The sequence below is a fragment of the Stenotrophomonas sp. STK17_22 genome, from assembly GCF_051983905.1.
In the GTDB taxonomy this organism is placed as follows: Bacteria; Pseudomonadota; Gammaproteobacteria; order Xanthomonadales; family Xanthomonadaceae; genus Stenotrophomonas; species Stenotrophomonas maltophilia_A.
This window is the reverse complement of sequence record NZ_CP197010.1, coordinates 3,224,195-3,245,864: the sequence shown is the minus strand read 5'-3', so window position 1 is coordinate 3,245,864 and position 21,670 is coordinate 3,224,195. Positions and strand designations below refer to the sequence as shown.

18 protein-coding genes are annotated in these 21,670 nt (G+C 61.7%); 15 read left to right on the top strand and 3 right to left on the bottom strand.

The annotated features are described in order from the left end of the window. Positions 1-5: 5 nt before the first annotated feature. Both ACSYS9_RS15140 and ACSYS9_RS15135 read left to right on the top strand, forming a co-directional pair. Entirely contained in the window at positions 6-575 is a 570-nt protein-coding gene (locus ACSYS9_RS15140) for a hypothetical protein (protein WP_239591827.1), read from the top strand. Positions 576-591: 16 nt separating this feature from the next. Beyond that, positions 592-1,788 (top strand): AlbA family DNA-binding domain-containing protein, encoded by a 1,197-nt coding sequence (locus ACSYS9_RS15135; protein ID WP_071227557.1) that lies wholly within the window; start codon positions 592-594, stop codon positions 1,786-1,788. On the opposite strand, the gene ACSYS9_RS15130 is transcribed toward ACSYS9_RS15135, so the two are convergent. Further along, positions 1,747-2,847 (bottom strand): HNH endonuclease, encoded by a 1,101-nt coding sequence (locus ACSYS9_RS15130; RefSeq protein ID WP_071227558.1) that lies wholly within the window; start codon positions 2,845-2,847, stop codon positions 1,747-1,749. The genes ACSYS9_RS15135 and ACSYS9_RS15130 overlap by 42 nt on opposite strands. Positions 2,848-3,614: 767 nt before the next feature. Here ACSYS9_RS15130 and ACSYS9_RS15125 point away from each other — a divergent pair. The 11 genes from ACSYS9_RS15125 (at position 3,615) to mobF (ending at position 16,308) form a co-directional block, all read left to right on the top strand. Further along, entirely contained in the window at positions 3,615-4,016 is a 402-nt protein-coding gene (locus ACSYS9_RS15125; RefSeq protein WP_071227559.1) for a hypothetical protein, read from the top strand. A gap of 27 nt (positions 4,017-4,043) precedes the next feature. Beyond that, positions 4,044-4,679, top strand: coding sequence for a hypothetical protein (locus ACSYS9_RS15120; protein ID WP_071227560.1), 636 nt, complete (start codon positions 4,044-4,046; stop codon positions 4,677-4,679). Between the two features lie 58 nt (positions 4,680-4,737). Next, positions 4,738-5,817, top strand: a complete 1,080-nt coding sequence (locus ACSYS9_RS15115) for a hypothetical protein (protein WP_239591826.1) — start codon at positions 4,738-4,740, stop codon at positions 5,815-5,817. A gap of 65 nt (positions 5,818-5,882) precedes the next feature. Then, complete coding sequence (locus ACSYS9_RS15110) at positions 5,883-6,215, top strand: hypothetical protein (RefSeq protein WP_071227562.1); 333 nt, start codon at positions 5,883-5,885, stop codon at positions 6,213-6,215. A 23-nt stretch (positions 6,216-6,238) separates the two neighbouring features. After that, entirely contained in the window at positions 6,239-9,277 is a 3,039-nt protein-coding gene (locus ACSYS9_RS15105) for a TraM recognition domain-containing protein (RefSeq protein WP_071227563.1), read from the top strand. 87 nt (positions 9,278-9,364) lie between these two features. Continuing rightward, positions 9,365-9,889: a hypothetical protein gene (locus ACSYS9_RS15100; RefSeq protein ID WP_071227624.1), complete on the top strand. Its 525-nt coding sequence runs from the start codon at positions 9,365-9,367 to the stop codon at positions 9,887-9,889. 136 nt (positions 9,890-10,025) lie between these two features. Further along, a complete protein-coding gene (locus ACSYS9_RS15095) occupies positions 10,026-10,229 on the top strand; it encodes a hypothetical protein (RefSeq protein WP_071227564.1) in 204 nt (67 codons plus the stop codon). 225 nt (positions 10,230-10,454) lie between these two features. Then, positions 10,455-10,682, top strand: a complete 228-nt coding sequence (locus tag ACSYS9_RS15090) for a hypothetical protein (protein ID WP_239591825.1) — start codon at positions 10,455-10,457, stop codon at positions 10,680-10,682. 356 nt (positions 10,683-11,038) lie between these two features. Next, on the top strand, positions 11,039-11,548 hold the full coding sequence (locus ACSYS9_RS15085) for an ankyrin repeat domain-containing protein (protein WP_239591824.1): 510 nt from the start codon (positions 11,039-11,041) through the stop codon (positions 11,546-11,548). After that, entirely contained in the window at positions 11,526-13,412 is a 1,887-nt protein-coding gene (locus tag ACSYS9_RS15080; RefSeq protein WP_071227567.1) for a helicase HerA-like domain-containing protein, read from the top strand. Before ACSYS9_RS15085 ends, ACSYS9_RS15080 begins: the two co-directional genes overlap by 23 nt. A gap of 61 nt (positions 13,413-13,473) precedes the next feature. Next, positions 13,474-16,308: a MobF family relaxase gene (mobF, locus tag ACSYS9_RS15075; RefSeq protein WP_071227568.1), complete on the top strand. Its 2,835-nt coding sequence runs from the start codon at positions 13,474-13,476 to the stop codon at positions 16,306-16,308. Here the strand turns inward: mobF and ACSYS9_RS15070 are convergent. Further along, positions 16,298-16,753 carry a GIY-YIG nuclease family protein gene (locus ACSYS9_RS15070; protein ID WP_071227569.1) on the bottom strand — a complete coding sequence of 152 codons (456 nt, stop codon included), beginning with the start codon at positions 16,751-16,753 and terminating at the stop codon, positions 16,298-16,300. The genes mobF and ACSYS9_RS15070 overlap by 11 nt on opposite strands. A 183-nt stretch (positions 16,754-16,936) precedes the next feature. After that, positions 16,937-18,706: an adhesin gene (locus tag ACSYS9_RS15065; RefSeq protein WP_071227570.1), complete on the bottom strand. Its 1,770-nt coding sequence runs from the start codon at positions 18,704-18,706 to the stop codon at positions 16,937-16,939. A gap of 258 nt (positions 18,707-18,964) precedes the next feature. Between ACSYS9_RS15065 and ACSYS9_RS15060 the strand changes: the two genes are divergently transcribed. Together ACSYS9_RS15060 and ACSYS9_RS15055 are read left to right on the top strand one after the other, a co-directional pair. Next, positions 18,965-19,759, top strand: coding sequence for a M15 family metallopeptidase (locus ACSYS9_RS15060; RefSeq protein ID WP_071227571.1), 795 nt, complete (start codon positions 18,965-18,967; stop codon positions 19,757-19,759). Positions 19,760-20,362: 603 nt separating this feature from the next. Then, entirely contained in the window at positions 20,363-21,616 is a 1,254-nt protein-coding gene (locus ACSYS9_RS15055; protein ID WP_071227572.1) for a hypothetical protein, read from the top strand. Positions 21,617-21,670 lie beyond the last annotated feature (54 nt).

The window sequence follows — 21,670 nt, the reverse complement described above, 5'->3', positions numbered from 1 at the left end:
TACCCATGGCGACCCGCAAAGCTCCTGCCAAGAAGGCTGCGACGAAGAAGGCCGTCAAGCGCACCTTGGATGACGTCAAGGACGTCACCCATGCCAAGCCCCGCAGGGCCAGCAAAGCGGCAAGCCTTCCGATCGCCCGCATCCCTGAGCACCTGTTGCTGGGGCCGGGCGACTACCCGGAGCGCAAGTCCTATTTTGACTACGACGACAGCCAGAAGGCGGGAAGCGTGGGAGGCAAGCGGGTTCACATGGTCATGCCCCGATCGGTCACCCTCCACGACTACCGCCGTCGGGAAGACGGGCTGCGCCACCACCGGGCCATGGTCACCATTCCTCCCAAGCTCCGCGAGAACATCGCCAAGCTGTTCGGCTTTGACGATTCGGAGGACGCTGGCAGTGAAGTCGCGTTGACCACCGCCATGGTGGCGTTGGCCGACTACGCGGCAGCGTCGCTCATCCAGGATAAGACGCTGCTGATCGTGAGCTCGCCGGTGGACGAGCACGCGGAGGACCGCAAGGCCGCCAGGGTGGCGGTGCGGAACTTGGGGATGAGCAAGAACGGAAAGATCTACTGACAGGGAGTGTCCCGCCATGCTCACGGATGACCAGTTGGATCAGCTTCGATACAAGGGTGAAGGCTCGGATCTGGACTACAAGGCTGATCGCTACCCGTTCGCGTCCGCCACGGATGACGCGAAGTCAGAGCTGCTGAAGGACATTCTGGCCATGGCCAATGCCCATCGGGACGGCACGGCCTACATCCTGATCGGTTTTAAAGAAAGCTCGCCGCACCCAGCTGAAGTGGTGGGTGTCCTCGCAGAGGGCGCAATCGATGATTCAAGAATCCAGCAGTTCGTTAACGAGAAGCTGGAGAGCAAGCTGGATTTCCGCTATGAAGAGCGAATCTTCGACGGGAAGCATGTGGCAGTCATTGCTATCCCCAAGCAATCGCGTCCGTTCTATCTCAAGAAGTCTTACGGCAAGTTGCCCAAGGATACGGTCTATATCCGGCGTGGAAGCTCGACTGCGGTAGCTTCCCCGCGTGAAGTGGCCATGATGGGGGCCGGCAACGCCATCCGGCCGCCGGCCAAGATTGACCTCGAGCTAATGGGACACGGCAACCTTCCGTTGGTTGAGAACTTCCAACTGGCATTTTACTGCTCATCCTCTCCCTACCCTGACTTCAGCACGGAAGAGCGATCATATGACCCCTTCGACAGGACGTCTATTTACATCAAGACGCACGAAGACAATCGGCATTTTTGGAGGGAAGCCGCGGAACACTTGTTCCTGAGAAGCCGCCTCGTCACTGTTCGAATGAAGGTAACCAATCGGTCAGAGTTCGCCTTGAATGGCGCAAAGCTGGAGGTATGGGCACTTGGGCCGAGTGATATGGCTGTGGATCTAAATCTGGTGGACGAGTTGCCAGAGATGCCCACGCCGAGGTGGAACATCATGACCCGTCGAATGCGACATATGGTTCCGGTAGCTCGACACGGGAGCCGCGCACCTCAGATGGAAGTGGACACCAAGGAAGGCCATCACGTATGCCGTGTCCGATTGGGCAGCCTGTTGCCGGGCGAGTCAGTGTTTGGGGACGAAGCCTTAGCCGTGCTCCCGGAACTCCCTGGTCCCCATCTTCTTAAGGTCCGGATACTCGCCCAGGAACTCAACCCACCTTTGTCCTTCGAACACATTTTCGAAGTTCAAGGAAAGAGCGAAGCGCTCGATCTGGACGGGTTGAAGTCACTGATCTATCAGTCCATTAATGGAACAAGAGCCGATTAGCGCTGCTGGGCTTTCTTTCAGCGTCCCAGTAAATAGACGGCGCGCTGAAAGCCATTGTTGGGCAAGATCGTCTACATCGGCCTGCATGGCTGCCCGCTCCCCGGGTAACCATGCCCTCAGCGTCCCACTTGCCACGCCCGCGTCTCGCTTCGCCAAACGCCGCCGTGCTTCCAACCACTGGGCCTTCGTTTCCCCCTCACGCGTTGCTTGGCGCTGGGTCCGCATGCGAACGGCGTTGGGCCTGTCGCTGTAAGCGGGGACGTGGTCTTTGGCCTGGCTAGGCCACGGTGCTTCGTGCGTGCCCTGTCGCCGCAGTTGGATCTGGCGCAGGCTTGGATACCGGGCCATCCACCGGTTCTCAAAGGTGCGGTCGGGGAGGGGATAAGTCTCTATAGGCAGGGGAACGACCAACGCGTGGAGGGCAATCAGCTGCCACACCGCCAATTGAAAAACATCCGCGGTCAACCGGAAGGCCACCACCTCGGGGTGTTCCAGCCATTCGCCCTGGTGCACGTTGCGCAAGAGTGCGGCCAAGTCGTTTCGCGTCAGATGGGCACGCTGGGCCAGTGGCCACCCCAACATCCAGCTGTCCGAATGTCGCTCCACGTGGACGAGGAACCGGGGGTGTATCCAGCGCTCTTGAAGCTGGGCAAGAACGGTGGCCGGCTTCGCAAAGCGCCCCACCTCGACCAGGTGGTTGTCGGAGCGCTGGAGGACAAGCAGCCGGTCGGCCAGCAGGGCCTCTAGGGTGTCTGGTGGCAGCCGCTGGCTCAACTCGGGCCAGGCCAACAGGTCACGGCTGCCCCGCTCGGTGATGCAGCGCTTGCAAGCCATGCGCAGGTTCTCGGTGTCCGTTGGGCCGCCCTGGCTCAACGGAACGAGCGGTGAAAGCCCCCAGGCGTGGCGACGATCCAAGTCCAGGGGAGCGGTGCAGAAAGCGCACGCAGGGTTCTCGGAGCGGCGGGCCACGTCCAGCCCCCAACGTGGGGTGGCAGGCCCACGGGCGGCATGGAAGGCCCGCACGCGGTGGGCAAACGCGTCCACGTCAGCGGTGGTCATGGGAGCGCTCCTGAAACGAAAGCAGGTGGATCATTGATGGGCCAATGGCGGTGAATGAAGGCCATGGCGCGCACCCTTGTTTGACTAAAACGAAATGGGACGAGGGATCTGCGATTTACTTCCAGGGGTTCTTTGGCTCCCCACTTGTGGTTCGGAAAACACGGTGTCGGTGTATCCAAGGGCGCTGCACACGTTTGACTAAAACCAACGTGGCTTGGGTGTCGTGGGGCGGTGCTGCGGGTGGGCGAGGGCATCCTGTTCTGGGGATTCGAGGCAATGGGGAACAGTGGGCTGGAAAACTCCGCACGGATTCCCGGGGTGGGGCATCGGTGGGCGTGAGGGGTGGAAGAGCGGGAGCGCTGCGTGGGCATGGCGTGGGCGGTGGTCCTGTGGGGGCGAGGGGGCGTAGACCACCAATAGCGCACCTGGGGCAACACGCAAGGGGCCGCCGAAAAGAAACTGCAAGAGCCCAACGTGGGTGGAAGCAGTGTCGGCAGTGGCAGAGAAGCAGGAGCCCGGACGGTTCCCCAGAGTCGTCATACACATGACGCACTGAAGTGGGAGTGCGTTTTTCGCCCAAAAATCGGCCTCACATCTGCCGAAACCTCAATGCAATCAAGGCCTGACCGTGTCACCAGCGAATGGAGACAGCGTCAGTGGTTGTTAGCTCATTTGGCCCTTGTTTTTCAGGCTCCTGCGGTGGGGTCTTGCCAACTCCGAGATTCGCGGTATCGGTGGAGTAATCCCGATGCGGAGTTACTCGACCGATGGCGTTCGTTCGTCAAAACGTAAACCTCGACCGTGGGCAACTGAAACTTGCTCAGCGGCTTGCCCGTGAATCGGGCAGTGGGTTCAGCGCCTACGTGCGAGAGGCGCTGGAGCGACACAACACCTCCATGTCTGTGGCGAGTGTGCTGGAGAACTCCAACGCTCACTTGGAGCAGCTCATTGACGAGCTGCGGGAAGAGAACGCGCTGTTCCGGAGTGCGCTCCAGGAAGATCTGCGGCGGCTGCGAGACGAAACGAAGGCGGAGCAGGACCGCGCCATTCAGCGCTACGAAGAAGCGCTTCGCAAGGTCGTGACTGCGGCCCTCTCGCAACCCTCTCCCAAAGATCCTGGTGCGGCAAAGGTGCCCGCAACCGGACCCATGACTGCTCCACGCACCTAACTTTCCCCACAGCAGGAGATCCATCCCATGAAACGTTTTTCCCTTCCTCTCACTCTCTGCCTGGCGGCGTTCATGCCGCTTCACGTTTCCGCCCAAGCCGCCCCTGACGAAGTGCACGCCGCGGCGGACCATGGCAAGCCCAAGGCCGACAAGAAGCGTCTGTTCAAGGCCGGTGGTATCGGTTGTGTGGCCGGCGGAGCCATCGCCTTGCTCACGGGCAAGAAAGACAAGGCCCTGGGCGCTTGCGCCGCGGGTGCTGCAGTGGGTGCTTCGGCGTCTTACGTGAACCAGCAGCGGGAACACGCCGAGCAGGCCGCCGACGCCGCCCGTGCGGCTGGCATGAAGGCCGAAGTGGTCACCAAGACTGAAACCGTGGAGGGCAAGCAGGAAGCCGTCCTGGATTCGTTGCGCTTGAACTACAACCCCACCGACATGAAGCGTTTGGACAGCGACACTCGGGCCTTCCTCGACAAGTTCGCGGGTCTGTTGAACAAGTCCAGCAACGGGTTGACGGTGGTGTTCCAAGGAGCCGACAAGGCCGCCTGCCAAGTGCCCATCGTGGAGCTGGCCAAGCGTGGTGCGCTGTCCAAGGTCACGGTGGACGACCGCTGCGGCAGCGGTGAGCCCGTGATCGTCGTTACCCCGGTGCCTGACGTCCGGTGATCTCGCGCCCGGGTGTCTGTCGATGCTCGGGCGTCCTTTCCCAATTCAAGGAGCCCACATGACCCCAGAAGAAAAGAACCAAATAATGCTGCAGCGCAAGCGCAAGGAGCTGCTTGAGCGTGCCAGGGCAACCCCGACCGCATCGCCCACCCAAGAAGAGCGGCTGGTTTCCGACGGCATGAAAGAGAACCTGAAAGCTGCCAGTCACTGGGCCGGAGTGATCAGCAGGCGCACTGCCGAGTTGACCCAGAAGGGCGTTGCTGCCGCTGCCGAGAAGGCGAAGGAGGTCAAGGCGACCGTGGACGCCAAGCGGGCAAGGAGCGCGGAGGAAAGAGTTCAGGCAGCAGAAGCCGAGTCTGGACCCACCGTCCAGCCGAGCGAAGCCGAGGTGGGACCCGAGGACTTGGTCGATGCGTTGCCCGCCCGGGAGCCAGCGGCAATTGCCGTCGAAGCAGAAGCGGTTGGCGTGAGCGAAACGAATCTTGAGCCAGGAGTGACGGAACAGCGGCCTGTCGTGGAAGCCACCAGATTTACACCGGAGGCGGACGCCACTTCGTATCAGCCAGCAGATGCTGTCAAAGAGCCGCAGGTGACCGATGACGTTTCGACAGGGCAGGGAGAGTTGACCGCCGCTGCCGCAGAGGAGCTTGGCCCCTCACCCGACGCCAAGTCTTCAGAAGCATCGCAAGCGTCACTGCATTCCACGCCCGGCTCTCGCTGGCATTGGGCAGTAGGCGGCGTGGTGGCGGCGGCATTGGTCGTGGGGACGATCTACTTCTTACATGGGAAAGGCGATCAGGTGCCACCGAGCACACCGCAGCCCGTGGCACCGGTTGCTACTCCAGCCGCTCCCGAGCAGTTGCCCGAGGTGGTGGAAGCCCCCGTGGTCGCGCCTGCTCCAGCAGTGCTTACAGAGCAGGCCGAGCCAGAACCTGCGATCGAGAAGCCAGAGCCGGTCGCCGCTCCCGATGTGACAGCGTCAGCGACGATTGCGTCCCAGCCCAAGCCTTCGCCGAAACGTGCGATCGCCCCGTTGCCGAGGAAGGCCACCGCACCAGCCGCCGAACCGCGGAACGACTGGCAGCAAAAAGCCAATGCAGACCTGGACGCCTGGGCGAAGAAGTCGGGGATCGACTAATCCCCCTTGCGCATCCGCGGATTCGATCTAGAAAGAAGTGACCTACTCACGAATAGGGGGGAGACATGTTCAAGTGGCTGTTCACGCAATACCGGGAACCCGGAAAACTTCACTTCGGATCAAAGTGGCTGAACCTGCACGGGCGCTTGTTCCTCGGCAGCCCTGAATCATTTGGCATAGGCCACCTGAGTGAAGGCGTCCGCCGCACTTTCTACTACTTGCGGGCCGATCGCAGGCCTCCGGTCAGAGACGACGCCGCGTATGACGCATGGACCAAGGATCGGCTCTACGCGAGCAAGGTTGAGCAGGTCGCAGAGCGCTGGGTGGCCAAAGCGGGCTTCCTGGCGTGCGCGCCGCTTTGTTTGGTGCTTGCCGTCTTGGCGCATTGGCTTCGTTGATTTGACAGGGGAGGGAAACAGAGATGGCAGCAATCAGTTTGTTAAACGTTCTGGACTGGACGAGCGGCCTGGGCCGCAAGTTCCGACGGAAGAGCGGCGAGCCTTCGGGCGTGAAAGAAGAAATCATCGTCAAGTCCCACGATGAGTATGAAAACCTCGTGGGTCGCTTTGACGTGACCGATCGCGTTCGCAGCCGAGAGCTCGATGTGCCGGAGGCTGATCGGGATTTCGCGCTGGAGTGCGGCGCCGTCTGGGACGAGAACGCCCAGGTGTTCAAGGTGCCCGACGGACGCAGCGAGGACGAATTCCAGGAGTGGTGGCCGAAGGTTCCGGAAGATTTGCGTGACACGCAATCGCGGATCATCACGACGAAGCTTGGACGGCGTGCCGAGGGCTTTCTGCAGGGCAACGACATGGGGCAGGGCGGCGACAGCCTGGCCACTCCCTTGATGTATCTCGCCTTCCCCGTGATCGGCGTTCTGGCAACCTTCCTGGTGAGCCTGATCGTTTCTATGGGGTGGACCAAGCTAGAGGCCGCCTCGACGCTGGAAAGCTTCGTTCGGATTGGTGGGGCGGGCGTGATAGCTCTCTTGCTGACCATTCCTTATTTCATTGCCCTCAAGCAAGGCGAGGGCATGAAGGAGGCACTGAAGGCATGGGTGCTGTTGCAGTGGGTTCCGATGGCGCTTCAGTTCGTGGTTGGGGACAGCAAGGGCGGCACCGAGGTGGCAATGCAAGCCGGCGGCATGGCTGTGTATGCCCAGATCGCCAGGACCTACCTGTGGTGGGCCTTTGGCTTGGTCGGCATCCTGTTTGTGGTTTGCTTTGTGGCGGCGGCCTCGCACCCGCACCGGGGCGTCATTGGCGGGACAGCCGCGCGCTTCATTCAAGCGATGAAGTGGGTGGGGCTCGTCTTTGCCACACTGGTGGTCGCCAAGGTCCTGCCATTTGGCTTGGGCGAGGCGGCGCCTTACGTGCTGGCATGCATGTATGCGATGCAATACGCCGAAGGCAACTTTGTCCAAAACGCCGCCCGGCTTTACCTGCAGAACAACGACAACAACCTGGCCACCCAGGGGGCGCTGATCAACGCGCACGTCAAGGCGCGTGAACAGCAAGCCGAGGCGGCCCTGCGGGACAAGACCCCGCTGATCACCATCGGGCGCGCCACGGGACACCTGTCCGACAAGGGCTATGGCTACTCACCCGACTTGGGCACCGTGATGATGTTCTCATGGCGCGATTGCCAGCAGGGCCTGCTCGTGTTCGGAGCCATCGGTTCGGGCAAATCCTATGCCGCGCTGCGACCCATCGCTCGTCGGTTCCGTAAAGCTGCCTTGGCAATGGCGTGTGTGGCGTCGGACCAAGGCGATGTAAGGGAGCGTTTGACGCGGCAGAAGCTGGCCGGCGGTGCTCTCATTGCTGACGGTAAGGACGGAGCAATCATCGCGGATCTGGAAGGGTTGTTCGATATCGTCGTCAAGCCTGGAATGCGCGTGGGGCCCTACGAAGGGTTGGCGCCCGATCAGATCGTCCGGGCATTGCGCGGTGCAGCCGGTGGGCGAGTGGACGAGAGTTCCAAGCTCTGGATGGACGGCGGTGACGCGTTCCTCTACCACACCGGCATCATCCTTCGTGCGCTCGTGGATCACGAGATGGCTTACAGGTCCTGGTGCTCGGCCAAGCTGGAAGGGTTGGAGCGTGCACAGATGGACGCGGAGCTTGAGCTGGTCAAACAGCGCAAGCTGGGCGAGGACGTGGCCGAAACTGAGGCATTGATCGAGCGGATCGCCGAGCAGATCGCCATCCATCGAATACCGGTGAGTGACGACAGGCAATGGCATTACACGCCATTCCACCACCACAAGTTGTTGTCCATTGTGGAACGCGTGATTCCCGCAAGTCCCGCGCCTCGTGCCAGTCCAAAGCTAATGGAGGTGGTGAAATACTTGGGCCTGGAAGAGGCGGACACGAGCCATGACGAAGAAGGGCGCCTGGCCTACGCGGCCTACCTGCAACAGCACCGCCTTCGTCAAGAGAGCGCTCCGCAGACCATCCACCCGGATCTCTTCCGTCCCATGTCTCAGCTGCAGAGCTCGCTGGAATGGGCGTTCCTGGAGATTCCCGCGATGCATCCGGAACAGAGGCAATCGTTCACGCTCAACTCACGAGGGCTGCTGGAGAAGCTCTTGCGAGGCGAAAAGCTGCGTGACAGCAAGACGGACATGCCCTGGCATTCGATTGAGACGGGCGAGGTGGACGTCTCCGACGCGCTCTATGGAGCCATGGTAGGCCTCTTCTTGCCCCCGACCCAATTCGGTGAGGCAGGTGAAATGATGATGCGTCTGCTCAAACAGCGGGTCATGAACGGAATCAAAGGGCGTGGTGCATACGGTGATAAATGGCGTGAAGCACTGCCCGGCCAGACCGAGGTGATGCTGATGATGGACGAGGCCCACCTGCTGTTGACGGCCGATGACATCAACCTGTTCTCCGTTTCGCGCTCGCTGGGGTTGATGCCCGTGCTTGCAACGCAAGGGTTTGAAAGCTTGGTCAACGCCTTTGGGTCAGTCAACGAGGCGGAGCTGATGGCCAACACGATGCAATCGGTGATCGCGCTGAAGTGCTCGCACAACACCCACGAATACCTGGAAAAGCGGTTCGGACAGGCAACGTTGACCACGTTCAAACAGCGCACCCGGGGCATCGACTACCAAGGCGGCATGAACAATTGGCGCCACTCCGTGCTCAACGACCCGGATCATGCCTACGCGTCCGCCTACGACAAGATGCGAATGGAAGGGGCCGGGCGGTTGACGGCCTCGCGCATCGACGCCGTGACGGGCCGCCGCTGGCGGATTGGATCGGAGGACACGCTGGGCCAAGACGAGATCGCGCGCGACATCGACATGCCCACCGGGGGCAAGCGCGAGGTGCAGCCGCTGTTCCTGCGCGAGGAGTATTCCGCCCTTCTTGAGCCCCGCGGTCACGCCGTTGTGGCGTTGAACCGGGCTGGCATCAAGCGGTTCGACCTGGCAGAGCTCCTGCCCGATGCGGATTGATGCGGATAGGCAAGGGGGCTCACCCCCCTTGCCAAACCTGCGGATTGATCAACGATGAACCCATTCACCCCAGCGGAGGGAACAAACATGAGCGACAGCCTTTCCCAACCCATCGAAGAAATGACCGAGCTGCGAGCACTCCAGGCGCAGCGCAACGAGCGGCTTCTGGGCGATCGCCCACCGCCCAAGAAGGACAGCGCGGCACGGGCGGACTTCGAGCAGAACGTGGCCCAAGACCAAGACGCCATCGAGCAACGCCGACAGCGCGTTCTAGCGTGGGCAGAGAAGGCCTCGCCCGATCAGATCGCCGCGCTCCAGGCAAAGATCCAGGAGGCCGACAAAGCCGTTCGTGATGCAAAGCCGGACGACAGGCACGAGCAGGTGGTTCATGCGACCGTTGCGCAGTGGCGGCAGCAACGCAGCGTCCAGCGGGAGGAGAGCCCTCCCATGTTGACCCGTGAGCAGCGGATGGAGAACGGATCTGGGCGCCTGGGATACGCCGATTACGCCCGCAGTTCGTTGAAGGAGGCGGCTTTCATGAAGGACTACGCTGCCAATTACGATTGGGAGAAGCACCAGAAGCAGGCCCAGCCAAACGTCTTTCGACAGTAATTTTCACCGATGTTCAAATCTGCCCGGTTCTTCGCAGAATCGGGCATTTTTGCGTCTTGACGTCCAGTTTGACGGTGCTTTAATGGTTATGTAACGAGTAGGTAGACCTACTCATAAAACCAAAAGGAGAGCCGCCATGTCCACGTTGTTCAATGCCATCAAAGACTTCGCTTTCGAAAACGCGGTCCCACTGCTGACCGGCTTGTTCCTGCTGGTCGCGGCCTTCGCAACGGCCGTCCTCGCCTACCCTCCGGCCGTTCCGGTTCTGCTCAAGGTAATGGCCATAGCGGCGGTGGGCTTTGTGACCATCGGGGTGGTGGTCCAGAGTTCCTTCCGATGAGCAGCTGGCGCTGGCTCAAGCTGCGCGAGGTGCAGGAAGCGTTGGCGCCGTTTTGACTGGGAGGGCTTTGGTTTCTGGTTCTATCCCGCGCTGATTTTCTACATGCTGGGTTGAATCGTCTTTGGCCCACGCGACAGTGTTTGACGCGTTAGCCCATTAGTTCACCAGCGATCGAGCTGGACCTTTCCGATGAGGCACATTGGCTTACCACTGCAGGAGGATCAGATGAATATCAACAACACCAACTTCCACCGTTTTCCCGACGTTGCTCCCGAGCATTTGAGTTCTTTCGCCTTGGTCGGCGGGTATGTGGATTCCCAGGTTTTGGCTGGAAGAAGCTTGGACAATGTGCTTCAGGAACTGGACAGCAGTAGCCCAGGGCAGAAGCTCTGGCATGACACTGGGATTCTTCGGCATTTCAGTGTTGCGGTGGCTACTCGCCTCAACAGCTGACACGTTCTCTTGACGGTCGCGGATTCGGCTTTACAACAATAGAGATGGACATCCAAGAATCTCTGTTGCGCCTCTTGCGTCCCCTCGGCCTCCAACGAGCGGAGGCCTTGGCGGGCGCGCTCGCGCGCGAAGCCGGAGCGTCCAGAGGCCTTCACGATTCGCAAGTGTTGGCGCGTGCCCACGCCCTGAGCGTTGCCCCTGTCGAGGGGCGGTTGGGCGATCTGGTCTGGCAGGTCCGCCAGCGGAAGCACGATGATGCGCCCCAAGTGGACCTGCGCTGGGGCTTACATCGCCTGGGGTTCGACGCGCACACGCGAGCGTCCACACGGGACCTGGTGCGTGCTTACGAGAGGCGCTTGGCAGACCGTGACGAGCCGATGGTTTACAGCACCTTGGCAGAGAGGGTGGCTGGGTTGTCCATGGCAGAGCACGCCTCGCTCTTCCAAGGCATGGCGATGGCGGTGGAGGAGGCGCGGGCTCGGCTGTCGGATGCAAACCGGTTGCGGGAGAACGCACCGTGGCAAGCCTGGCTCGTGGGGGCGTCCCGAGCGGGCCACGAAGCAGCACTGCTGGCCTGCATCGGCATGGGCGCGGACGCCCGGCTGCCCGATGCCAGCGGCAACACGCCACTGCATCATGCGGCCCGGTTTGGTCACGCCTCGCTGGTCACCCCGCTGGTCCAAGCCGGCGCCGACGTGGCGGCCCTCAACGCCCACGGGTGGGCGCCGCTCCACCTCGCCGCGCTTCACAGGCACGCCCGGGTCTGCCTCCACCTGATGGCCCACGGCGCCAATCCTGAGCAGCCAGGGTGGCGAGGGCGGACCCCTACGCGCATGCACCGACATGAGCAAACCCGAGCCCTTTGACGCGCTGGGTGACGTGCCCGGCAGCGTTGCGCCTTCCCAGCCGGTCCGATACTGGCACCGCGCCGTTCTCGCCGGTGCATTCGTTTTTGGCTTGGCCTACGTGGGGAGCATGGGCGTTGCCTGGCTCTTGCCGAATCCCGATGGCTCGCTCATCCGCTTCGCCGATGCTTTGAAAGGTGGTCTGGTGACCGCTTTTCACTTCCTGACCGCTGGCATCTCGGCACGTGCTCCGGCACGGGAGTTCATCGAACTGGTGTCCTACCACCACCCAGTGGCGACGTGGTCCCGGATCGGGGTGTCGCTTCTGCTGGCGGTGGGCCTTGGCCTTCGCATGTTCCTCAAGGCAGCTGAGCCGGTGAGCAACACTTGGCATTTGTCTGGACCGAGGCTGCTGGATGGAAAGGAGGCTGTGGACGAGGCCCGGCACCGCTCGATGACACCCAAGGAAGCCGAGGCGGATCCCTTCGCCCTGTCCCTCCACCCCGATCTGTTGCTGTCTAAAAAGCATTGGGCGCGCCACGTCCTGATCACCGGCTCGGTGGGTTCGGGCAAGAGCGTCATCCTCAAGCACATCCTGGAACAACTGACGCGAAAGAGGGGCGCAAAGCTATTCCTCTACGACATCAAAGGCGACTTCACGTCGATTCTCAAAAGGCCCATCATCGTGTCCCCTTTTGATGCGCGGTCCTACGTGTGGGACGTTGCCGCCGACGTGCGGACCCCCGCCCAGGCGGCGGCGTTCGCTGCCTCGATCATTCCGGAGGGCGACGGGAACGCCAAGTTCTGGAGCATGGCCGCTCAGGACTTGTTGATTGGGTGCGTGCGCGAGCTCCAAAACACCCGGCCTGGCCAGTGGGAGTGGCCCGATCTGGCGGCCTTGGTGCGCCGCCCCGCCGCAGAGATGGCCGCAGGCATGCGCCCGCATTACCCCCGAGGCGCCGCACTGGTGCGTGACCCGGAGAGCCAAACCACGTCCAGCGTGCTGTCTTCCCTGGGGGGCTTCACCCGCCTCATCGACGATCTGGCCACCGCATGGCCCAAGGTTGGGAAGCGCCGTTTCTCCATGACCGAGTGGATACGGGACGACTACACCGGGCGCAAGCAGGTCATCGTTCAATCCGGACCCGATCCAACCCTGACGAAGGCCTACATCGCCGCCATGATCAACGTGGCCGTGCCGGATCTCATTGGGCCGGGCTTGCCGGACAAGGAGGGCGGGCGTGGGCTCTACTTCGTGTTCGATGAGCTGACCAGCGCAGGGCGCTTGAACATCGATCCCTTGCTGGCATTGGGGCGCAGCAAAGGCGTGGTGGCCGTCATGGCGGTCCAGGATCACTCCCAGGTTGAGCTGGTTTACGGCGACAAGACCGCCCAGGCCTTCTCGTCGCTGGTGGGAACCCACGTGGTGTGCCAAGTGCAGATGGGGGCTACCCGGGACAAGCTGGCCAGCCAGCTCGGCAAGCGAAAAATCGCCTGGCGTGGGCACGACGACAAAGCCCAGGTCCACGAAGAAAGCCGCGCCTTGGTTTCCAGCGGTGAGCTCACCGACCGGCTGGGGTTCCGCAAAGGCAAGCGCTACGGTCCCGAGAGGTGGGGCATCGAGGCGATCGTGCAGATGGGCGGAGACGTGCTGTTGCTGACATGGCCCGGAAAGAGCCATCAAACGGTTCGCGAGGGGCAGGTGGCCGCTGCGTGGACCACCAAGCCAGCCGGACCGGTGGCCGAGGCTGAAGGGCCGTCGCCGGCAACGTCCCCTTCAAACGCTGGCGCGTCTGCCTTCCCAATCACCGCCGAAGGCATCGATGCGGTGCAGTGTGTGCTGACCATGACACCCGAGGAAATCGACGCGCTTTTCAAGCGGTGATCGGCCTTGCCAACTCTCCGTTTTCTGGGACCTTGGATCAGTCAACGTTTCGGAGAGCCACATGATCAACTGCACGCGAATCGACGCCCGCGGCCACAACAAGCACAACGGCAACATGTTCGACTACATGCTGGCCACCGAGCGCCTGTCCATCGACAGCGCCGTGGCTTACTACGTCGGCAGCGGTCCTGATCCGCGGCAGACGCTCAATTGGGGCGGCAGCCTTGCCGCCGAACTCGGCCTGGAAGGGCAGCCGGTCACCCGCGAGGTGATGGAAAAGCTGGGGAAGGGCTTCTCACCCACCGGAAGGCCGTTGTGCAAAAACGCAGGCAAGGAGGCCCGATTGGTCATCAAGACGGATCGCTGGGGAAACGTGCGGTTGGACGACGACGGCAAGCCGATGGAGAAGTGGGAGGGCGGCCACCGGGTGGGGTTCGATCTGACCATTTCCGCCCCCGGGGACGTGAGCGTGGCGTTTGCCCTTGCGGATGAACGCGAGAAGCTGGCCATCTTGGAAGCGCACCGCCAGGCCTGCGCCGTGGCGATGCGCTACATCGAGAGCAAGGTAGAGACCCGGCGCGGAGAAGCGGGCGTAGACGTTATAGGCACGGCGGGATTGGTTTGGGCAGCCGCCGACCACGTCAGCAACCGGAACGTGGAATCCGATCTGCACACCCATCATCTCGCGTTTGGTGTTTCGAAGGGGGAGGACGGCCGTTGGGGCACGTTTGATGCCATCGAGATCTACCGCCACCGCCATGCGGCCGATCACCTCTACAAGGCCGAGCTCTACAGCGCGATGAAAGCGCTGGGCTATGGGGTTCAGCGGGAACGCGAGGTGGACGTGATGGGGCACGAGACGGGCCAGATCCTCACCACGATTGCCGGCATCGACCGTGAGCTGGTGCTTCAGACGAAGACCCGCCGCCAGGAAATCTTGGACTACGTCAAAGAACACCCCAACGCCAGCCACGACGAGGCCTGCAAGGCCACCCGCAAGAAGAAGGAAGAACCGCCCTTCGATCAGGTGGTAAAGGACTGGCAGCAAACCTTCGCCAACATTGCCCGAGAAAGGCCAGACTTGGTTCCCACCACCCAATCGCTCAAGCAGACCCAAGGCCAGCACCTGGACCCGCATACGTTTGATGAGGTCTTGCAGCGCATGCACGAGAACGAGGCGATGTTCTGCGAGCATGACCTGGTCCGGGAGCTGGGGATGGAGTTCGCCGGGCAAAAGAACGCGGAGGAGATCCTCAAAATGGTGAAGGAGTTCACCGAACAGGACGACCTGGTGCGCGTGAAAGCCGAACACCTCCACAAAGACGACCGTGGCACTCGGTTGGCGCGCAAGCACCGGGAGGATCGCTTCTGCGCCACCTGGATGGTCGAATGGGAGGCCGAGATCATCCGCCGCTCGAAGGAGCGGGAGAACGAGACGGATCTCAAGCTGTTCCGCTCCACAGTAGACCGGGTGATCGCCGCGTATCAGAAGCGAAAGGGGTTCATCCTCACAGAGGAGCAGAACGCCGCCATCGGTCACCTCACCCACGGCACGGCCGGCGTGGGGGTCATGTCGGGGTTGGCCGGCACCGGCAAGACCACCGTGGCCGAGGTTTACAAGCAGTGCTTCGAAGCCGAAGGAAAGCAGTTGATGGGCTTGGCCGTGTCGGGTAAAGCCGCGGCTAAGCTGGAAGAAGAGTCCGGCATGCCCTGCATGTCGGTTGCAAAGTTCTTTTCCCAGCTCCGGCAGGGCAAGGTTGCACTGACGAAGAACGTTGTGGTGGTGCTCGATGAAGCCGGGATGATTGCCACCGGCGATACCTTGAAGTTGATGACCTACTGCCAAGGGGTGGGCGCCAAGCTGATCTTGCAAGGGGACAGTGACCAGCTTCAGCCCATCGCCGCGGGCAACGGCTTTGAACTGGCGAAGATGGCCCTGGGCGACACGAAGCTGACCGAGATCCGCCGGCAGAAGAACGCCGGTGACCTGATCACCGCCAACAGCTTCTACGAGCGGGACCAGCAGGGGAAGGTCAAGGACATGCGCCGCGGGCACCGCAGCCGCCAAGGCACCTTTGATATGGGCACAGAAATCCTGAACAACCTCAAGCAACGCAACTGCATCGACGACTTCGGAACGGAAAGACAGGCCATCAAGGCGTTGGTGGACGATTACCTGAAAGACAAAACGCCGATGGACGAGAAGCTGGTCTTGGCCCACACGCGCTCTGAAGTCAAAGCCCTCACCACGGGCATCCGAACGGGGCTTCAGGAACAAGGCTTGCTGGACAAGGAGGAGTTCACCTTCCGCTCGATCGTGAAAGGGCAGTGGGAGGACCTGACGCTCTCACGCCGCGATCGTGTGATGTTCACGGCGACCAACAACGACCTGGGTGTCATCAACGGCACCGAGGGCACGGTGGAGAGCATCCGGAAGGACAAGTCCGGTGGCTACGACGTGGTGGTGCGCATCGAGGGCTCGAATCCGAAGGAGAATGGGCGCATCGTGCAATTCAACACGAGCGAACACAATGCCTTGGCCCACCGGTATGCCATGACCGTCCACAAGGCGCAAGGACAAGGGAAATCCGAGGTTTACCACTTGGCCACGAACATGGGCATGCTCGACCAGCAGTCGGCCTTGGTGGCGTTCACCCGCCTCACCAAGGGCAGCTACCGCATGTATACGACGGACGACGTGATGGAGCGCATGGCCGAACGCTTGGGCACCGAGCGACACAAAGAAATGGCGCTGAGCGTCGGTTTGTCCGAGACCCAGGCTGCTCCGATGCGCGACCTGGTTCAAGACGTCGAAGAGCTGCTCGCAGGATTGAAACCGCAACCTCAGGTGCCGAGCATGAACGCGAAACAGCGCGACATGGGGCTCACCCGGTGACGCATCGGGCCAGTGTTAAAACGCTGATCACCACCACTACCCACGGCCACCACCCCACGCGTTCGGAGGGGGCTTTCACCGGTGTTCCCAGCTGCCACCGCCGTTGGTGGGCCAGCCATCGCACGTGCGGCGTTGACCGCCGGTGCGGGTTGACCACGATCCCCGGTGGCTTGGCGTAGATGCGCCACCCCTCTCGGGAGGCCTTCACCCGCCACGCCTGCTCATACGCTTCGGCTTCCGCCCTGGTGGCGGTCACCACTTCCAGCGCATGGAACCGGAAGGGACGGTGCCAGCCGCCTTTGGGGGAGCGGTGCTGCTTCTCCCGCTGCTGCGGGTTTGAGCTTTGGCCGATGTAACAGCCCCCGTCGTCGAACAGCAGGGCATAAAGGGTGCGGGGCAGGGTGTGATACTTCTCACTGCGTCCCAGTTTGTGGTGGTGGGGCATGGTCTCTCCTTGAGTAAAGCGACCCACTCACGAATAGATCAGAATCTTGAGTTGGCAAGCCTGCTGCGAAGGGTTCAAGACGCCTACAGCTATTCATGTAAGCTCCTGCTAACGAACAAGGGCCCCGAAGGGCCCTTGCCGAGACACGATCACCTCCTTTCGCCGCTGACATTCTTTAATTCGTTACCAACCGATGGCCCAGGCTGCGCCCACGGCCGTGTCCTGCCCGCTGCGGGAAACGCCGATCGAGAAAGCCGATGGAGATCCGCGTGGGGTGGTCACGTCGCGGGTGTAGCCGATGGAAATGGCGGCTTGGCCGCTGCAGCCACCGACGCCCACGGCCAGGCGGTTTCGGTTCTCTCCATGGATAGCCGACGTCGAGGTGGCCATCTGCGCGTTGGCTTGGGCCATGGCGCACACACCGCTCACCCGTTTGTCGAGCTGGCGGAAACGGCGGTCCGTCAGGTTCCAGCGGTCGTCTTGCTCCCGCTGGTAATCCCACAATTGACCACCGTTGATCGCGTCCGTGGACCCTGGAGCGATCGCTCCTGCTGCCACTCCGGTTACCCGCTGGTTGCCGGCGTTGATCCCGGATCGGGTGACCGATGGGCCGCCCTGGACGGTGAAGCCGTCGCTGTTGTGGATGGCCTTGGCCACTTGGACCGAGCCCTGCTCGGACAGCTCAATGGTGTCTTTCAAGCCAACGGTTTGGGTGCCGTTCCCGTTGTCCGTGACCTCGATGTTGGCCCCGGCCACCGTGGTGCTGCTTCCGCCATCCTTGCCGTCTTTACCGTCCTGGCCTGCGGGACCTTGCGGGCCGGTCGGACCTTGCGGGCCGGTGGTGCCACCACCACCGCCAGGGTTCTGCTCCAGCTGGTGAACGCGCCCGTCGAGATCGTAGATAGCGCCGGCCACGGTGGTGTGGTTGTTTCCGCTGCTCAGCTGGTAGTTCGGCGCCACGATCACGCCGTTTACTACGGTAGCGCCAGCGCCCAGGGTTTCCACGGCGGTGCGCAGTTGGCTGACGACCACGGCGTCGTCGTCAGCTTTGCCCAAGGCAACCTGGGTCAAACGACGGTTGCCGAACGCTGCGGTCTCTTCTTCATCGCAGGTGGTGTTGGCGCCCACGGCCACGCATCCCCATGCGTTGGCCGCGGCACGAGGCCCCAATGCCACGCCTTCTGTGGCGTTGGCCGTGGCAGACGCGCCGAAGGCTGCAGAGTAGGGCGCAAACGCCTGGGCCCACGGGCCCACGGCGGTGCCGGCCTCGCCGGCAGCGCCAGCGCCGTAACCGTAGGAAACCGCGAAGTCGGCGGTGGCGTTGGCACCGGGCCCGACGGCGGATGCGCCTTCGCCCTCGGTCTGGGATGCGGCGCCCAGCGCCAGGTTGTTAACGCCTTGCGCAGTCGCACCGCTGCCGAAAGCCGCTCCACCGTTTCCATTGGCTTTTGCGGACGGCCCTACAGCGGTCCCACTGGCTCCAGGCGCACGGGCATTAGAGCCGATGGCCACACTGGTGATTCCGCTGGCCAAGCTGTGCCCTCCAATGGCTACCGCAAAGTCGCCGGTGGCTTGCGCTTGAGGGCCGACGGCGACGGCGTAAACCGCGAATGCCTGTGCGCGAGAGCCAATGGCGAGCGCATGTGGGCCCTGCGCTTCGCTCAAGAATCCCAGAGCGGTTGTGCTGCACCCGCGGGCGGTGGCGCGATTGCCCACCGCGGTGGCCCCCAGGCACTCGCCCGGAACGCCGTTTTCATTCACCTCCACCCCGCCATCGGCGAGGGCGTCTGCCCCGATGGTCGTGGCCCCTATGGTCAACGATTGAGCGCGGTCGCCCACCGCGGTGGTATCGGGTTTGGTGGCAACGGCGCCGTTGCCCACTTGAACCTGGGCCTGCGCCGTGCCTGCAAAGAGGCCCGCCAGCAAAGCGCAGTGGATGAGGGAGCGTTTCATGGGATGGCCTCCTGGGATATGAAATGAGTGATCGTGTGCACTCACGAATAGATCAGATCCTGGAATGCGCAAGCCCCCCCTAACGAAACTTCCCGGCACAACGGTAGGAGGAGCCGTTGCGCCGGGAAGCGGTGGGGCCGACTTTTCCCCACCCCTCTTCTTCTACGTCAGGGAAAAGATTCCGCAAGCCCCCCCTTGCGCATTCTCGATTCTCCGCTTGCATGAGTGCATCGCTCATGTGAGTAAGGAGGCCTACTCATGTTTCAACGCTTGTTGCTCGCGCTCGCATTGGCCAGCGCCCCCATCCTGGTCCACGCTCACGTGCCAGCCACCGATTCCGTTGAGGTCCACGGGAAGAAGCCAGGGTTTTTCAAACGCCTGTTCCACCGTCACAAGGACGCCCCGCAGTGGGACGGTGTCCACCCTGAGCTTCGCTCAACGCTGGAACGCATCGCCTTGCAGATGAAGGACGAGGGCTACGACCTGCGGCTGATGGAGGGCTACCGTTCTGAACAGCGCCAGGCCGCGCTGCTCGCCAGCCAAAAGGGCGTGACCCAGGTGGGGCCAGGCAGCAGTTGCCACAACCACGGTTGGGCCGCAGACATGGTCATCTACAAGCGCGGCCGCCCGTCTTGGGACCTGACGGACGAGCAGGTGCGGCAGGGCTACCAACGCTTCGGTGAGCTGGCCCAGCAGGCGGGATTGAGGTGGGGTGGGGCTTGGAAGAGCTTCAAGGACATGCCCCACGTCGAGATGCGCAGCGAGTGCCTGGTAGCCATTCGTGGCGGATCTGCCCCCCGCCGATCAATGCAAACAGTGATTGCCAAGGCGGAGTCAGTGTCTGACCTACCGAGAGCACCTCGGTGGGCCTGGAGCGTCGATTCCGAGTTGGCGCCGGACTGGGCGTGCGAGTCCGTGCTTTGCAGTGCGTCTTGGGCGACGGTGAGCCGGCCATGGAGCTATGGGGCAAGGCCGCCGTTGAAAGGACTCCGTCCAGAACCGTTTGCTGAGGCGTCCTGTCCCATGGCCCCAATTGCCCTGAGACATACATGAGGAAGCGGTCCACCGGATTGCTTCCCTTTTCGGCGGAGAGTGGGGGTAAGCGGGTCATCTGCCCTGATCGCGCAGGTTCGGAGGGGATCGAGATTGACGCTCCCAAGGGCTGCAAAAACGGCTGGATCCGTTGCACCGCAAGGGGTATGCTCGTGGCGGGCACATTCCAGGGCACCTCCCAGATGGGTGAAACCCAAGCCGCCCAAGGGGTGAGGGCACTTCTCAAGGAAGTCCCACTCTCTCCGCCAGTTGTTTCAAAGAGCCCCTGGAAACAGGGGCTTTTTTGTATTTCCCGCCTTGCTGCCCGTCAGTTCATCAATTCAGCTACTTGGTTCCAGGGAGGGGCGGCAGTCGCGCAGAGCACGCATGCTGCCAAGCGCGCTGGCTGACAGGCGACAGAGAAAGTGCGCAGAACGTGAGATTAGGGCCACGATCCCGCGTGGGTTCCATCGAGCGTATCACGGGCTGCTGGCTCCCTGACAACACGCTGACGGTTGGAAATGGAACACTCTACTCAATAGCAATCGTAATCACGTCGTACACTCATGCTCAGTTTGCAGCAGGCTGCGCAGAATTCCTACCGCATTCATTGGAGGAGGCTAGGTGAAAACAGGCGCTATTTACGTGAGTGTGTTCGGGCTCCTCTTGGGGAGTGTTGTGTCCACCACTGCACTTGCTCAGAAGGATGTTTCTGAAAGTGAGAAACTGAAGGGGCTGGATGAGGAGACTGCGGTTGCAGTCAGCTCCCTCCTTTCCAGAGTCAAGTCTCTATCGGTTGATGAGGCAATCAGACGGATTCAGCTGGAGGCGGCAGTGGCGCCCAGCATCCAGGACATTCGTCGAGAGTATGCCGGGCGCTTGACGGAAATCAGCATTGAGCAGTCGCCTGACTTTCATGTTTCAGTGAAGCTCAAGGGAGATGGTGCTGTTGCAGGGCGGCAATGGACGACGGCGGCTGGTAAAGCGCGTGTCGAGTTCTCCTCTGGGCACCTCTTCACGGAGGATGAGTTCACCAAGCAACTGAAGGAAATTCGGCTGGCAGCACAGTCAGCTATCCCGGGTTTCGTTGGATTGACCGGATATGCGGGAGATAACGAGGCTGAGGTCAGAATACGTGGGGATGAACAGGACGCCCAGAAATATATGGGAATCCTGTCCAAGCTCGAACGTGCCTATCGCGTAAAGCTCCGTTTCAAGACATCGGACGTTCCTGAAAGCAATTCAATATATGCAATCGGCGGAGCCGTGCTGCAGTCAAACAATTCATACTGCACCACCGGATTTACGGTGAAGCACACGGCTACAGGTCTAAAGGGAATCATAACGGCGGCGCATTGCCCCGACGACGTCATCTATGGCAACTATGGGAGTAGCCAGAACGGGACCTTGGTTACGTTCCCCTTGATGTTCCAGGATCAAAGGAACGATGCGCAAACCGATGTGCAGTGGCATCGAATTCCATCTCCGCACATTCCTTTGCTGGAGACGTACGCGTCGTCAACCGTGTCCACGCGATTTATTGCGAACGTTTACAATGTGCCAGCGAAAGACGGTACCATCTGCTTCCGCGGTTCGCGTAGCGGATACAGCTGTGGAATAGTCACGTCGGTTAAGCATAGTCCTGGAAACATTTGTGGGCCCACCGAGTCTATGCAGTGCGATGAGGTCTGGTTCAAGGTAGAGGGAAGCTCGCTCGCGTGCGGTGGTGGCGACAGCGGTGCTGCAATGTTCTTCCAGGACACCGGTTATGGCATTGTCAAATCTGCGCGCTCGGACACGCCGCTACCGGGCGAGTGCAAGTCGCTCACCGGAATGCCGTTCAGTCGCGTCAGGGCTTGGGGGTTCCAGCCCAACTAGAGACTGACCTCAACAAGCTTCTCTGAGTGGTTGAGCCGTGTATTGAGTTCCATA